This is a genomic window from Neptunitalea lumnitzerae, assembly GCF_027924185.1.
GTDB lineage: Bacteria > Bacteroidota > Bacteroidia > Flavobacteriales > Flavobacteriaceae > Neptunitalea > Neptunitalea lumnitzerae.
The window spans coordinates 462,525-478,109 of sequence record NZ_BRVO01000002.1 but is presented as its reverse complement, the minus strand read 5'-3'; the positions used below and the strand labels follow the sequence as shown (position 1 = coordinate 478,109).

At 30.7% G+C, this 15,585-nt stretch carries 15 protein-coding genes; 5 read left to right on the top strand and 10 right to left on the bottom strand.

Annotated elements, in window-relative coordinates; translation table 11 throughout:
• Window positions 1-267 precede the first annotated feature (267 nt).
• Window positions 268-1,335 (bottom strand): 3-dehydroquinate synthase, encoded by a 1,068-nt coding sequence (gene aroB / locus Y10_RS09530; RefSeq protein WP_281765154.1) that lies wholly within the window; start codon window positions 1,333-1,335, stop codon window positions 268-270.
• Window positions 1,336-1,558: 223 nt separating this feature from the next.
• Between aroB and Y10_RS09525 the strand changes: the two genes are divergently transcribed.
• Window positions 1,559-2,731: a proline dehydrogenase family protein gene (locus Y10_RS09525; protein ID WP_281765153.1), complete on the top strand. Its 1,173-nt coding sequence runs from the start codon at window positions 1,559-1,561 to the stop codon at window positions 2,729-2,731.
• On the opposite strand, the gene Y10_RS09520 is transcribed toward Y10_RS09525, so the two are convergent.
• From Y10_RS09520 to porX, 6 genes are all read right to left on the bottom strand, one after another.
• Window positions 2,732-3,109 carry a DUF4258 domain-containing protein gene (locus tag Y10_RS09520; protein WP_281765152.1) on the bottom strand — a complete coding sequence of 126 codons (378 nt, stop codon included), beginning with the start codon at window positions 3,107-3,109 and terminating at the stop codon, window positions 2,732-2,734. It abuts the gene before it with no gap.
• A 12-nt stretch (window positions 3,110-3,121) separates the two neighbouring features.
• Window positions 3,122-4,321 (bottom strand): alanine dehydrogenase, encoded by a 1,200-nt coding sequence (locus tag Y10_RS09515; RefSeq protein ID WP_281765151.1) that lies wholly within the window; start codon window positions 4,319-4,321, stop codon window positions 3,122-3,124.
• 47 nt (window positions 4,322-4,368) lie between these two features.
• Complete coding sequence (locus Y10_RS09510; protein WP_281765150.1) at window positions 4,369-4,845, bottom strand: hypothetical protein; 477 nt, start codon at window positions 4,843-4,845, stop codon at window positions 4,369-4,371.
• Window positions 4,823-4,978, bottom strand: a complete 156-nt coding sequence (locus tag Y10_RS09505; RefSeq protein WP_281765149.1) for a hypothetical protein — start codon at window positions 4,976-4,978, stop codon at window positions 4,823-4,825. The genes Y10_RS09510 and Y10_RS09505 overlap by 23 nt, the downstream gene beginning before the upstream one ends.
• A 155-nt stretch (window positions 4,979-5,133) precedes the next feature.
• A complete protein-coding gene (gene tsaE / locus Y10_RS09500) occupies window positions 5,134-5,547 on the bottom strand; it encodes a tRNA (adenosine(37)-N6)-threonylcarbamoyltransferase complex ATPase subunit type 1 TsaE (protein WP_281765148.1) in 414 nt (137 codons plus the stop codon).
• A 9-nt stretch (window positions 5,548-5,556) separates the two neighbouring features.
• Window positions 5,557-7,101 (bottom strand): T9SS response regulator signal transducer PorX, encoded by a 1,545-nt coding sequence (gene porX / locus Y10_RS09495; protein ID WP_281765147.1) that lies wholly within the window; start codon window positions 7,099-7,101, stop codon window positions 5,557-5,559.
• Window positions 7,102-7,147: 46 nt separating this feature from the next.
• Here porX and Y10_RS09490 point away from each other — a divergent pair, with 46 nt between their 5' ends.
• Window positions 7,148-8,389: an HD domain-containing protein gene (locus Y10_RS09490; protein WP_281765146.1), complete on the top strand. Its 1,242-nt coding sequence runs from the start codon at window positions 7,148-7,150 to the stop codon at window positions 8,387-8,389.
• Window positions 8,390-8,441: 52 nt separating this feature from the next.
• Here the strand turns inward: Y10_RS09490 and trxA are convergent, their stop codons facing one another.
• The 3 genes from trxA to Y10_RS09475 form a co-directional block, all read right to left on the bottom strand.
• Entirely contained in the window at window positions 8,442-8,741 is a 300-nt protein-coding gene (gene trxA / locus Y10_RS09485) for a thioredoxin (protein WP_281765145.1), read from the bottom strand.
• A 62-nt stretch (window positions 8,742-8,803) separates the two neighbouring features.
• Window positions 8,804-9,082 carry a DUF3817 domain-containing protein gene (locus tag Y10_RS09480; protein WP_281765144.1) on the bottom strand — a complete coding sequence of 93 codons (279 nt, stop codon included), beginning with the start codon at window positions 9,080-9,082 and terminating at the stop codon, window positions 8,804-8,806.
• Between the two features lie 163 nt (window positions 9,083-9,245).
• Window positions 9,246-9,518: a hypothetical protein gene (locus Y10_RS09475; protein ID WP_281765143.1), complete on the bottom strand. Its 273-nt coding sequence runs from the start codon at window positions 9,516-9,518 to the stop codon at window positions 9,246-9,248.
• A 223-nt stretch (window positions 9,519-9,741) separates the two neighbouring features.
• Between Y10_RS09475 and Y10_RS09470 the strand changes: the two genes are divergently transcribed.
• From Y10_RS09470 to Y10_RS09460, 3 genes are read left to right on the top strand one after another with little or no spacing between them, the layout of a single operon-like run.
• Window positions 9,742-10,080: a hypothetical protein gene (locus tag Y10_RS09470; protein ID WP_281765142.1), complete on the top strand. Its 339-nt coding sequence runs from the start codon at window positions 9,742-9,744 to the stop codon at window positions 10,078-10,080.
• 56 nt (window positions 10,081-10,136) lie between these two features.
• Entirely contained in the window at window positions 10,137-14,459 is a 4,323-nt protein-coding gene (locus Y10_RS09465) for a CusA/CzcA family heavy metal efflux RND transporter (RefSeq protein ID WP_281765141.1), read from the top strand.
• A 9-nt stretch (window positions 14,460-14,468) separates the two neighbouring features.
• A complete protein-coding gene (locus Y10_RS09460; protein ID WP_281765140.1) occupies window positions 14,469-15,581 on the top strand; it encodes an efflux RND transporter periplasmic adaptor subunit in 1,113 nt (370 codons plus the stop codon).
• Window positions 15,582-15,585 lie beyond the last annotated feature (4 nt).

The window sequence follows — 15,585 nt, the reverse complement described above, 5'->3', positions numbered from 1 at the left end:
ATATGTGTATTAATATTGATTGTTTTTTAAAACTTAAAAAAATTACGATAAATATTAAATACGAAGGCAATTAAATGTAAAAATTAACAGAAGATTAAAATTTAGAGCTACATATAATCTATTGCCATAAGAGGATACTTCTTTATGAATGAAAGAGTTATTCTTATGGTTAGATTTAGTAATTATATGTGTTTTAATTTTATTCATTTATGCTCTTGATTGCCGTACAAAAGTGAATAAAATATTTAAAAACACAAACATAAATTATTATTTTTTGTAAAATTCTAAAGACTTGAAAATCATTTTTTTAGATACGTTAATATCTATTTCTGGTTGAGCTATATCTTTTAAAAGAACAAAATTTACGTTGCCAAAAGAGTTCTTTTTGTCATGTTTCATTAAGGTAATTATGTGTTCCAATTCTTCTTCAGAAATAGAAACTTTTTCAAAGTATGTGGTTATAACCGATTTAATTTCTTTCGCTTTTTCAATAGGGAATCCCAATGCTTGGAAAGACAAATGTGCAGCCAAAATCATACCTATAGCAATGGCTTCTCCATGCAATAAAGTTGCTCGGGTTTCACTATTTAGAAAATAAGATTCTACGGCATGGCCAAGAGTATGACCAAAATTTAATATTTTTCGCAGATTTTGCTCTTTAAGATCAGCTTTTACAACGGTGTTTTTTATTACCACTGAAGCGTATATAAGTCTATCTAAATCATTTAAATTTAAATTCTCAAGATTTTTAAATTCATTCCAGTATTCTTCATCTGCAATGAGTCCGTGCTTAAGCATTTCTGCCATACCACTTCTCATTTCATTAGCTGGTAGTGTTTTAAGAAAATCAGTTATAACTAAAACCATTTTAGGAGTACAAAATACACCTACCTGATTTTTTAAGCTTCCTAAGTCTACTCCCGTTTTTCCACCAACAGAAGCATCTACCATAGATAATAGGGTAGTGGGTACATTTATAAAATCGATACCTCTCATATAGGTAGCGGCTACAAAACCTCCCAAATCTGTAACTACGCCACCACCTAAATTAATGATCAAACTTTTTCTGTCTCCTTCTAGTTCAGAAATGGCACTCCATACAGCCGCGCATGTCTCAATAGTTTTGTTAATTTCTCCTTGTTCAATTTCAATAATTTCAAAAGGATAATTACCTTCTATTGCTCCCATAAAATTAGGTAAACAGCATACATGGGTATTGGTATCTACCAAAATAAAAATTTTAGAATAAGAAGTTTCTTTTAAATAGTTGTTTAGAGCAGTATATGCATCTAAATTAAAATGCACATTATAATTTATAGAGGTTATAGCTTCCAATTTTTATTATTTTAAAATCACTTATGCAAAATAACTACATTTTCTTTGCTAAAGAAACAGTTTACCCAAAAATACATGTACCATATTAATTTATTAAAAGCTATAATTCAACTACTAAAATGCTGTTAATAAGTTGTTATAATGAACTTAAAATATTGTGCGTTTTTCTTGAAAAATATAATTAATCCAATTGTATATTTGCTCACTTAACTTTTTGTTTTATATGAAAAAATATTTTGAGAATACAGAGGTCGCTTTTGCTTTAAAAACGGATTCTGAACTTGAAAGAGCTTATTTCTTATTTAAAATGATAGCCAACGAGCCGTTGGTTAAAATAGGAACAGCGGTTACTAATTTTTGCATTAAAGCACACTTACCAGTTGATGGATTAATAAGAGTTACTGTCTTTGATCATTTTTGTGGAGGAGTCAATGAGGAAGATTGCTTAGAGAAAGTTTCTAAAATGCATGAAAAAGGAGTTACTTCTATTTTAGATTACTCAGTGGAAGGAAAGGAAGATGAAGCGCATTTTGATCATGCAGCTGAGAAAATAATTAAGCTTATTTCTTTTTCTAAAAATAATAAAGCCCTTCCTTTCTCTGTTTTTAAACCAACTGGATTCGGACGTTTTGCTTTATATCAGAAAATAGGTGAAGGTAAAGAATTAAGCTCTAGTGAAAAGGAAGAATGGAATAGAGTAGTAGCGCGTTATGATAAAGTTTGTAAAACTGCTTTTGATAATGATGTTCCGTTGCTTATTGATGCTGAAGAAAGTTGGATGCAAGATGCTGTTGACCATTTGATTGAAGAAATGATGCGTAAATACAATAAGGAGAAGGCTATTGTTTACAATACACTTCAAATGTATAGATGGGATAGGCTTGCTTATTTAAAAAAACTACACAAAGTAGCGCAAGAAGAAGGTTTTCATATAGGAATGAAAGTAGTTAGAGGTGCGTATATGGAGAAGGAAAATGAAAGAGCAGAAGAAAAAGGTTATAAATCTCCTATTTGTGAATCTAAGCAGGCTACTGATGAAAATTATAACGCAGCTATAACCTATATGTTAGATCATATAGATGATATGGCAATTTTTGCAGGTACTCATAATGAAGAAAGCTCTTATATGCTAATGCAAATGTTGCAAGACAAGGATATAGCTCTTAATGATAAACGTGTTTATTTTGGACAATTATACGGTATGAGTGACCATATTAGTTATAACCTTGCAAATGATGGTTATAATGTATCAAAATATATGCCTTTTGGTCCTGTAAAAGATGTAATGCCGTATTTGATAAGAAGGGCAGAAGAGAATACTTCGGTTGCCGGACAAACAAGTAGAGAGCTTAACCTTTTAAAGGCTGAAAAACAAAGAAGAAAAGAGCTAGTATAACTAGTCCTTTTCTACATTAATATTTTTAATGTGAGCTTCTTTTTCACAATTTAAAACGGTGATAGCAACATCTTGTTCTTTCCAAATAGCCTCAACTAAATAAGTTTTGCAGGGTTCAGACTTTGTGTCGCTGTTAGAAAAATCCACATCTCCGTAGGTAAGTATATTTTTTAGATCTTCTATATCCATAGCATGAGTATCCATAGCTCCTTGTGCTAAAGAATCTATTTTTAAACCTTTGCTTCTTATATTCTTTAAGACTCTACAGTTTGGCAAGTAGCAAAAATCAACTTTTTCTTGTCTAGTTTGTAAAAAGAAAACAACAAAAATAATACCTATTGATAGGCCTATTAAAAAGAAACCAATTCTTTTAATCATTGGGTTAAGAAATTAAAATATCAATAAATTAATATCTCTATGGGTTAAATCAAACCATTCTCCCACAGATTTATTAGTTAAAATTCCGTGGTAAAAATACAAACCGTTTCTTAAACCTTTGTCTATTCTTAAAGAATTTTCTAAACCGCCATGCTCACCTATTTCTAATAAATATGGTGTTACAATATTACTTATTGAAAGTGAGGCTGTTCTGGAGTATCGTGAAGGTATATTAGGTACACAATAATGTATAACACCATGTTTTTCAAAAGTAGGATTGTCATGAGTGGTAACCTCACTGGTTTCAAAACATCCGCCCATATCAATGCTAACATCAATAATTACAGACCCTTTTTTCATGTGTTGAACCATATCTTCAGTAACTAAAATAGGGGCTCTGTCTTTACCTCTAACGGCACCAATTACAACATCACAACGCTTAAGAGCTTTCAATAAATTTTTCGGTTGTATGGTAGATGTGTAAATAGGTCTTCCTAAATTGGTTTGTACATTTCTTAAACGAGTTATAGAATTGTCAAACAATTTAACCTCGGCGCCTAAACCAAGTGCAGACCTTGAAGCAAATTCTCCAACAGTTCCACCACCAAGTACAACAACATTAACGGGTGGAACACCACTAACGTTTCCAAACATTAATCCATTTCCGCAATTGGCATTGGTAAGTAGTTCTGCCGCAATTAATATAGAGGCAGTACCAGCAATTTCACTTAATGAACGAACTGCAGGGTAATTACCATCGGCATCTTTAATATATTCAAAACCTAATGCAGTAATTTTCTTGGCTGCAAGATTTTCAAAATATTTCTTTGATTGTGTTTTTATTTGTAAAGCAGAAATTAAAACCGTTTTAGGTTTTATCATGGTTAGCTCACTAGCTGTTGGTGGTTCTACTTTTAATATAATTGGGCAGCCATAAACCCTTTCAGTATCATGGGTTATTTCTCCACCAGCATTACTGTATTCAGTATCTGAAAAATTAGAATCAATTCCCGCTTGAGACTCAATTAGAACTCTGTGACCTTGGGCTGTAAGGGCATTTACGGCATCAGGAGTTAAGCAAACACGTTTTTCTTGGTAAGAGCTCTCTTTAGGGATACCTATAAATAGCTCGCCTTTCTTTTTAGCAATTTCCAATTTTTCCTCTTGAGGAATTAATTCTTCTTTACTAAATGGAGAAAATTGCTGACTCATATGTTGCTTAGTTAATAAAAGTTAGTAATAGAAAACTAATCTATTGTTTAATTTGAACCCTTGCTTTCTTCGCTGGTTTGATATCTCTCTAACTCTTCTTCAATCTTTTTAATATCAATACCATATACAAATTTTTCAAATATCTTGATTCTAATTAAATATACGATAGGTGCAATAACTAACATAATTGGTAGCACCAAGTATATTTCAACTTCATCAAAAATAGGATTTTCATCATTTATTACATAAAAAAGCTGGAAGGCATACATACTAATAGGAATTAGTATTACATGATACCACCAGTGCTTGCAGGTTAGAAACCATAAAATTAACAAGTAGAAAGGTACGAATTTTCCTAAGAAAATCCAGATCATATCATTTACATTTCCGTAATAATTACTTTCAATAGTACCAAAAAAAGTGTCCCAGGTTGGTGTATCTGGGACATCTGTATATAAATAAAATATGTACGGTGCTATCGCAACTAATAGTGCAACAATACTAGCCGGCAGAAGGCCTAACAATTGGGTCTCTTTTATCTTGCGCTGTTTGGTGATCATATAAATTGTCTTCATCTGCAACGCTTGCTGGTGAGCAAGAAACTCCTAAAGAAACTGCCATTAATCCTAAAATGACAAATGCTTTGATTTTTTTCATAATTATAAATTTTATAGGTTTTAGACATGACAAACCTAGAAAATTATAACTAATTTATACTAAATACTTTAGTTGTATCTTTACCAGTTGGCGTTGTTTGTAGGTTAATGTTAAGGTTGAACAAATATAGTAAAATATTTGATAGAGGTTTGAACTTAATTTTTTTGAATAGTTAATTTTCTTACGTTTTCGTTTACCTTCTCAAAAGTGAGTTTTATAAAATTTTCAGGAATAATATTTAAAGCTACTTCTGGCCATTCAATAAAGTTCCAATCTTCTCCATAGAAATATTCTTCTAAACCAATATCATATGCTTCTTCTTCTGATTGTAACCTGTACAAATCAAAATGGTTTATTTGCTCTCCTTTATCAGTTTCATATATGTTTACAAAACCATAAGTAGGGCTGTTAGCAACTTCTGACACGCCTAATTCTTTAACAAGTCTTTTTATAAGAGTAGTCTTACCAGACCCCATTTCTCCATAAAACAATAGAGTTCTGCTATCGCAAAACTCTATTAGTTTCTTTGCCACACTTTCAATATCAGACAAATTATATTCTATTATCATGTTTAATTTCTATTTTGGTTCTAGAACAACAAATGGTATTATCATTTCTTCTAAAGATACACCACCATGCTGATACGTATTTCTATAATAACTCACGTAATGATTGTAGTTATTAGGGTATGCAAAAAAATAATCTTGTTTTGCAAAGATAAATGAACTACTCATGGTAATACTAGGTAAAAACACGTGTTTTGGATCTTTAAAAGCCAAAACTTCTTTATTCTCATAAGTTAAGCTTCGTCCAGTTTTATATCGAAGGTTTAAACTCGTTTCTTTATCACCTATAACCTTAGAAGGGTTTTTAACATTAATAGTACCATGATCTGTGGTTATTAAAAGTTTAAAACCTAATTGTTGCGCCTGTTGAATAATTTCTAAGAGAGGCGAGTTTTTAAACCAGCTAGTAGTTAAAGACCTGTAAGCTTTGTCATTAGAGGCTAATTCTTTAACAACTTCCATTTCAGTTTTAGCATGTGAAAGCATATCAACAAAGTTATATACAATCACACATAAATCGTTATCTTTCTGGTTTTTAAAGTTATCTGCTAGTTTTTTTCCTGCTTTTAGAGAGCTTATTTTATGGTATTCCCATTTAATATCTAATCCCAATCTTCTTATCTGTTCAGCTAAGAAGTCTTCCTCATGTAAATTTTTACCACCATCATCCACATCATTTTTCCAATATTGAGGATATAATTTCTCCATTTCTGAGGGCATTAATCCTGAGAAAATAGCATTTCTAGCATATTGAGTAGCTGTAGGTAAGATACTGCAATAGGTTTCTTCTTGAATAGGCTTATAGTAATTAGATACAATGCCCTCCATAGCTTTCCATTGATCGTATCTTAAATTATCTACAACCACTAATAGTGTAGGAGTTTCTTTGTCTAGTTGAGGAACGATCTTAGATCTGAAGAGTTCATGAGACATGGTAGGTCCATCTCCATGAAACCAGTCTTCATAATTTTTACTAATAAATTTAAAAAATTGATTATTAGCTTCACTTTTTTGAGATTCAAGTATTTCTCTCATACTTGCTTCTTCAATATCTTCTAACTCTAGTTCCCAATAGATTAGTTTACGATAAATTTCTTCCCATTCTTCATAGCTATTAATCATAGATAAATCCATAGCTATTTTTCTGAATTCTTGCTGATAATTTGAAGTAGTTTTTTCAGAAACTAATCGTGAATGATCTAAATTTTTCTTTAAACTTAGTAGAATTTGGTTTGGATTGACGGGCTTGATAAGATAGTCTGCAATTTTAGATCCAATAGCCTCTTCCATAATATACTCTTCTTCGCTTTTTGTAATCATTACAATGGGTATACTTGGTTTTTTAGCTTTTATTTCTGTTAAGGTCTCTAAACCAGATAAACCAGGCATATTCTCATCTAAAAAAATAATATCAAAGTTTTCTTCAGATATGAGATCAATTGCTTCTAGTCCACTTTGTAAGGTAGTTACATCATAGTTTTTTTTCTGTAAAAAAAGAATATGTGGCTTCAAAAGATCAATTTCATCGTCTACCCAAAGGATTTTTATTTTATTCATACCTATATTTGCTTATAATTAATAGTGCAATTTTTATTATTCAATTTTGAAAAATCGTAATAAACTTAAAATATTCAACGATCCAATTTACGGATTTATTACCATTCCAAATGAGCTAATTTTTGATCTCGTGCAGCACCCGTACTTTCAAAGGTTACGTAGAATAACCCAGATGGGACTTTCGTATTTGGTATATCCTGGGGCACATCATACCCGTTTTCATCATGCATTAGGATGCATGCATTTGATGCAGAAATCTATACAAACACTTCGTTTTAAAGGAGTTGAGATATCAGAGAAAGAAGAAGAAGGATTGTTAGTAGCTATTTTACTGCATGATATAGGGCATGGCCCATTTTCTCATGCAATGGAGGAGGCTATTGTAAATGGAGTGTCACATGAGACTATTTCGTTGCTTTTTATGGAACATCTAAATGATGAGTTTAACGGAAGTTTAACGGTGGCTATAGAAATTTTTAGAAAGAAATATCCTCGAAAATTTATGAATCAACTTGTCTCTAGTCAATTAGATATGGATAGAGCCGATTATTTGAAGCGTGATAGTTTCTATTCTGGTGTTGCAGAAGGTAATATTAATTCAGAACGAATTATTACTATGTTAAACGTTAGAAATGAAGAATTAGTAGTAGAGGAGAAGGGTATCTATTCTGTAGAGAAGTTTCTTGTTGGGAGACGTTTGATGTATTGGCAGGCATATCTTCATAAAACCAGTGTAGTTGCAGAGCAATTACTTATCAGAATTTTGAAGAGAGCCAAACAATTAATAGAAAATGGTCAAGACTTGTACGCTAGTACTGCGCTTCATTTTTTTCTTCACAATCACATTAATATAGAAAATTTTGATGTTACGGTATTAAATAACTTTTCAAGATTAGATGATTCAGATATAATAGCTGCAATGAAAGAATGGAGGTTTCACAAAGACTTTGTTCTTAGTAATTTATGTAATATGATTTTAGATAGGCATCTCTTGAAAATTAAATTCCGAAAAAAGCCTATGAATAAAGTAAAATTAGGTATAAAGATAGAGGAGATGATGGAAGTTTATAATATAACTGATGAAGAGGCTAACTATTTTATTTTTAGTGGTCAAGTAAAAAATCAAGCGTATGATAAAGATACCCAGCAGATAAATATATTAACTAAGTCTAATAAAGTGTTAGATGTTATAGAAGCTTCTGATCAATTAAATTTAAAAGCATTGTCTAAACCAGTAATAAAATATTACCTATGCTATCCTAAACATGAATTACTAAGAAGTAACTAGGATAACAAAAGAGAAAGTATAATCTATTCTTGATTTATTCAAGAATAGATTATTAAATTATATGTGGAGTTAAAATCTCTACTAATTGAGCCTCAGTAGGTACTCCAGATTGTCTCCATAGTTGAGTACCTTCCTTAAATAACATTAATGTAGGTACACCTCTAATCTGATATTTAGCTGCTAATTCCTGATTTTTGTCTACATCAATTTTCAAAATAGATACTTGGTCACCAAACTTATCTTTTATTTTATGTAAAATAGGAGGCATCATTTTACAAGGACCACACCATTCTGCATGAAAATCTATTAAAACAGGTTTAGATTGATTTATTAAAGTTTTAAAACTACTCATAGCATTTAATATTTTAAAATATCTAAAATAATAAAGTCAAAAACAGTTATTAGTAACTAATGTTACGCTTTTAAATATTTTTTATCCATCCAAAAAGTACCGAATGGAATTACAGAACAAGCCATAATTATTAATAATTGTTTGTTAGTCCAATTTTGTTGTTTTTGTAAGCTGTAAGCCATGAAAATGTACAGTACAAATAATATGCCATGAGACATACCAATAATTTTATTGGGAGTATGATAGTCCATCATATATTTTAAAGGCATAGAGACTGTAAAAATCAATAAAAAAGAAATACCTTCAAGAATACTTATAATTCTAAAGTTTGATAAATTCATATTAGTATATTAAGTCACAAAATTAGTTATTAATATGAAACTTGTAAAAGAGCGAAGGCAATTTGTTTTTCTATTTTACATAATATAAATTATAAGTCGTTTATGTGTATTAAAAAAAGGAACTATTAAAGTTCCTTTTATCCAATTTCTAAAATCATTATACTTAAAAATCTCCGTTATTCTTATTATATAAATCTGTTACAAGAGCTTTTAAATTCTCTGGTTTTAATTTTATTTTTGTTCTGTTAAAGGTATCTACATGTAATTGCAAAATTGGCGACAAAGTACTGTTAACATAATTAGCTTTATCTTTATAAGTAACTTCTAAATCAGAAATTAAACTACTTCCTATAGCGCGTTTATCATCTACAGAATCTGCAGCATAAAAATCATTGCAATAAGCAATTGCTGTTTCCAAAGGTATTTTTGTCTTCATAAGCATATAGAGCAACTGTGTAATTCGTCGTAAAAATAATACTTTTTATCGTATATTTATGTTTTTATACAAAATTGTTGTCTTTTATGAGAAATCTTAAGCTAAAATTAATTTTGTATACTTACTAATCAATAATTTTGTTCTTATTTTTGTTTTGTTGCATTCTACAACTATGTTTAAAAATTTATTACATATAATTTTTTTCATTTTACTAAGCTCTCAAATGATATTTTCAGACTTTGGTGTCTTAAGAGAATATAATTCTTTGATAGTTCATTATAAGCAACATAAAGCTTGTTTTAATGATTCTTTTTATGATTTTGTAGACAAACATTATGGTAATAAACAAGATACTCATTCTAAGATGCATCATGCTAACGGACACAAAATTCCGTTTTCTGGCCATTCTTTAGAAATACATCATTTTGTAGGCAGTAATATACCAACAATTTCTTTTAGAAATTATTTAACTGTTGATGTAAAAAAGGAATTAAATACACATGTAGTTAATTGCCCTGAATGGCTTTTTGGTACCTATATTCTTCAACCTCCTAAGTGCTAATATTCAATATTTAACCCTTACATACACACAGAGTTTAACTTTTTGAATATTTAAAAATGCTTAAAATTATTCGTTTTAGCATTCAACATAAGTTGATTGTTATACTATTTATTTTGGCTATTGCTGGTTATGGTATATATGCTATTACCAAAATTCCGTTAGGTGCAACACCTGACATAACCAACAACCAAGTACAAGTAATTACTACATCTCGTAATTTATCTACTGAGGATGTAGAAAAATTTATAACCTACCCAGTTGAGTTACAAATGGCTAACTTACCTGGAGTTACAGAAATCCGTTCTGTTTCTAAGTTTGGATTATCTGTTGTTACAATTGTTTTTGAAGAATCTTTGGGCACCTATTTGCCAAGGCAATTGATAGCTGAAAAAATTAAGGCCGCATCAGAAGCTATTCCTGATAATTTTGGAAGTCCTGAAATGGGACCAATCACTACAGGTTTAGGTGAAATATATCAGTATACTTTGGATGTAAAGCCTGGATATGAAGATTGGTACTCTCCTACTGAGTTAAGAACTATACAAGATTGGATAGTAAAACGGCAACTTTCGGGTATCAAAGGTGTTGTTGAAATAAACTCATGGGGAGGTTTCTTAAAACAATATGAAGTGGCTATTAGTCCAGAGCATTTAAATGCTACTAATATTACACCTGATGAAGTTTATACAGCATTAGAAAATAATAATAGCATTGCCGGAGGTAGTTATCTTGAAAAAAACGGTAAATCTTATTTTATTCGTGGAGAAGGTCTAGTAAGTTCTATTAGCGATATAGAAAATATTGTTGTTAAAAATAGAAATGGTTTTCCTGTTTTAGTTAAAGATGTAGCAAAAGTACAATTAGGACATGCACCTAGATTTGGAGCTGTTACCGCTAATGGTACTGGCGAAAAGGTATTTGGCCAAATAATGATGCTTAAAAATGCGAACTCAAATCAAACTATCAATAAAGTAAAACAGCGAATAGAGAAAATACAGAAAACATTACCTGAAGGAGTTTACATAAAACCTATACTTGATAGAAGTGAATTGATTGGGCGAACTACAGCCACCATTGCTGAAAATTTAATTTTAGGATGTCTTATTGTAATTTTTGTAGTGGTATTATTACTAGGTAATATACGATCTGGATTAATTGTGGCTTCTGTTATTCCACTATGCTTATTATTTGCTATTTCTTTAATGTATTTATTTGGTGTAGACGCTAACTTGATGAGTTTAGGTGCTATTGATTTTGGAATTATTATTGACGGGGCTGTTATAATTGTAGAATACATAGCTTATCAATTTACCCGAAAGCATGAAAATTTTGGCAATCTTAGTTCTTCTGAAAAGAAAGCAGAAAAAGATAGCATTGCTTTATATGGAGCCGATAGAATGATGAAGTCTGCTATTTTTGGACAAGTTATTATTCTTATCGTTTTTATTCCAATATTTTCATTGCAAGGTGTTGAAGGTAAAATGTTTATACCTATGGCATTAACGTTTAGTTTTGCTTTAATTGGTGCTATGCTATTCTGTTTAACATATGTACCTGTTGTGTCTTCTTTATTTTTAAAACCCTCTTCTCCTACTAAAAGGAATATCTCAGTGCGGTTAATGAACTTTCTACACAAAATATATCTGCCTGTTATTGTAAAATGTATGGAATACAAGAAAACTGTATTAAGTTTCAGTGTAGTTTTAGTATTAATTGGTGGATATATATTCTCTACAATGGGAAGTGAATTTGTGCCAACATTAGATGAGGGAGATTTTGTAATTCAACCAGTGTTACCAACAGGAACATCTTTAAAGCAAACTACTGAAATAACTACTAAAATAGAGAATATACTATTAGAAAACTTTCCGGAAGTAGAACAAATAGTTAGTAGAATTGGTGCCGCAGAAGTACCTACCGATCCAATGTCAATGGAGGATTCGGACATTATTATAAAATTAAGACCCAAAGATGAATGGACATCTGCCTCTAGCAAAGATGAGCTTGCGGATAAGTTCAAAGAGAAATTAGAAATTATACCTAATCTAGAAGTTGAATTTACGCAACCTATTGAGATGCGATTCAACGAGTTAGTAACCGGGGTGAAATCTGATATTGCTGTTAAAATATTTGGTGAAGATCTTAGTGTTTTAGCAAACAAAGCAAATGAGATTAAAGAACTTATAAAAAATGTGGAAGGTGCTTCTGATATTTCTGTTGAAAAAGTTGAAGGTCTACCCCAAATGAAGGTTTCTTATAACAGAGCCAAGCTTGCTAGATATGGAGTATCAGTTGAAGAAGTAAATCATCTTATAAGCATGAATTTTGCGGGAACCAAAGCAGGTAATGTTTTTGAAGGAGAAAAACGATTTGACTTAGTTGTAAGGTTAGATACTAATTACAAAAAAGGAATTAATAGTCTTGAACGTTTGTATGTAACTACGCCATTAGGAGTACAAGTTCCTTTAGAGGAATTGGCGGAGATAGTATATACAAAAGGTCCTGCTCAAATTTCTAGAGATGATACTAATAGACGTATTGTTGTGGGTATAAATGTTAGAAATAGAGATTTGCAATCTGTTGTAGATGATATTGAACGTATTATTGATGCTAAATTAAAATTACCCACCGGATATGTAATTAAATATGGAGGGCAATTTGAAAACTTACAAAGTGCTAGAAACCGTTTGCTTATAGCGGTGCCTATTGCTTTAGCCTTAATATTTGTAATGCTTTATTTTGCTTTTTCTTCACTGAAGGAAACGCTTATTGTATTCTCAGCTATTCCATTGGCTAGTGTTGGGGGTATTTTATTTTTATGGTTAAGAGGTTTACCTTTTAGTATTTCTGCAGGAGTTGGTTTTATTGCATTATTTGGTATTGTAGTGTTAAACGGTATCGTTTTAATAGAGCATTTTAAAGATAAGTTAGCAAAAGATCACGCATCTGTAACAGAAACGTTAATAACTGCAGCAAATGAACGTTTGAGACCTGTACTAATAACAGCATCAGCCGCCGCACTAGGTTTTTTACCAATGGCCATTTCTACAAATGCCGGAGCTGAAGTTCAACGTCCGTTAGCTACTGTAGTTATAGGAGGTTTAATAACAGCTACACTATTAACATTAATTGTTTTACCAGTTTTGTATAAAATGTTTAATCAAAAAATTAAAGTAAAACCTAACGCTACCATAATTATTATCTTAATCTCATTCATTTCTTTAAGTTCTAATAGGGTATTTGCACAAACAATAGAATTATCTACTAAAGAAGTCTTAGACAGTGTTCGGGTAAACAATTTGGAACTAAAGGCTGCTTCTGAACAAGTGAATGCCGTTGATGCAGCTATGGGTATGGCCTTTGATTTTGATAAAACCAATATCTATTATGAATATGACGAAAATAATTTAGCTACTAATAACCTACCGTTAAAGGTATTTGGAATTCAACAAAATTTTAATTTCCCTACAGTTTATGGTGCTAAACATAGAATGCTGAAACAAGCTTATGAAGTTGAAAAAAGTAAAAAAGAGCTGCTTCAAAAACAACTTATAAAAAAGGTGCTTTTACAATTAAATAATGTAAGATATACCTCTGAAAAACAACGTATTTATACTTTTTTAGACAGTTTGTATAGTAACTTTTCCCATGCAGCGTCACGAAGATTTGAATTAGGTGAAACAAACTATTTGGAAAAAATAACTGCTCAAACCAAAAGTAAAGAGATAGCAATTGCAGTGGCTTCTGCAAATAGTGAAAAGAAAAATGCCTATAACATACTATATGAAAATGTTCAGAACAGATATGTTTTTACTTTAAAAGATGATACGCTATCAAAATTACTTTTAAAAGAAGTATCGTTAGAAAACAATGAATTGATTTCCTTATTTGAAAATCAAAAAAAATTGATGGATTATGAGTATAAGAATGAAAGGCAAAATCTGTTACCTGATATCACTTTAGGATACTTTTTTGGTACTAATAGCAACTTACAAACTACGCCTTCTGGATATCATATAGGATTAGATATCCCGATTTTGTTTGGAGGTAAGAATTCTAAAATAAAAGCAGCAAAGTATAGAAGTAATGCAGCAGCTTATCAATTAGCATCCTATTCTTCTCAAGTAGAAACGCACAAACATATTTTACTCAATAATTTAGAAAAGCAGCAGTTGGAGTTGAATTATTATGAAAAAGAAGGGAATGCTTTAACGGAAGAAATTATAAAAACAGCTGACATGAGTTTTAAAAATGGAGAAATTGATTTTTTTCAATACATACAGAGTATAGAAACGGCCATGAAAACTAAACTAAATTACCTGAAAGCACTTTACGAGTATAACAATATTGTTATTGAATTTAACTATTTAACCTTATAACAGCATACAATGAAAAATCTATTATATATCATAAGTTTCTTGCTATTGATTTCTTGTTCAGAAAATAAACAAGAAACGGAAATAATAGCAAGTCCTGTGGGTGAAGCGTCTAATTTAATTTTTGTTAGTAATGAACAATTTGATACCAACCATATGAAAATTGAAAAGCCTACCCCCTACACCTTTGAAACTTACATAAGTGCAAATGGTGTTATTGATGTTCCTCCTCAGAATAGAGCATCGATAAGAACTTTTATGGCAGGATATGTTAAAAAAAGTCCGTATTTGATAGGAGATAAAGTAACCAAAGGAACTTTATTACTAACATTGAAAAATCCTGAATTTGTTACCATACAACAAGAATATATGGAAACGGCACAACGTTTAGAATTTTTAGAATCTGAATATAAGAGACAAGAAAAACTATACGATGAAAACATTTCTTCTGAAAAAAAGTATTTGAAAGCCAAGAGTGACTATTATGCAGCTACTGCAACTTATAAAGGTTTAGAAAAGAAGATAAGTATGATGAATTTAAGCCCCAAAAATATTTTAAAAGGGAATTTTTCATCTACCATAGCTATATATGCTCCCATATCAGGTACTATTGGTAATATCTCATTTAGTATAGGTAGTTATATATCACCTACAGATGAATTGATGGAAATTATCAATAATGATCATTTGCACTTAGAACTTTCAGTTTTTGAAAAAGATATTTTGAAAGTAAAAAAAGAGCAAAAAATTAAGTTTAGTGTACTAGAAGCATCTGAAGAAGTATATACAGGAAGTGTTCATTTAGTAGGAAACACTATTTCAGAAAATAAAACAACAACTGTTCACGCTCATATAGATAATGAAGAAAAGGTAAACTTTTCGGTAGGTATGTATGTGAATTCCAAGATAATTACTGGAAGTAAAAAGCAAAACGCCATTCAAATTACAGCATTGAAACAGGACAATGAAAATGCTTTTATATATGTACTAGAGAAGCAAGATAATCAAGGATACTATTTCACTAAAATTCCTATGAAAGAGTATTTAATAAATGAAGAAATGATTTCTGTTTCAGATATTTATAGTAATAATGCAATACTTGTAAGTGGTATTTCTTATTTGTAAGAAT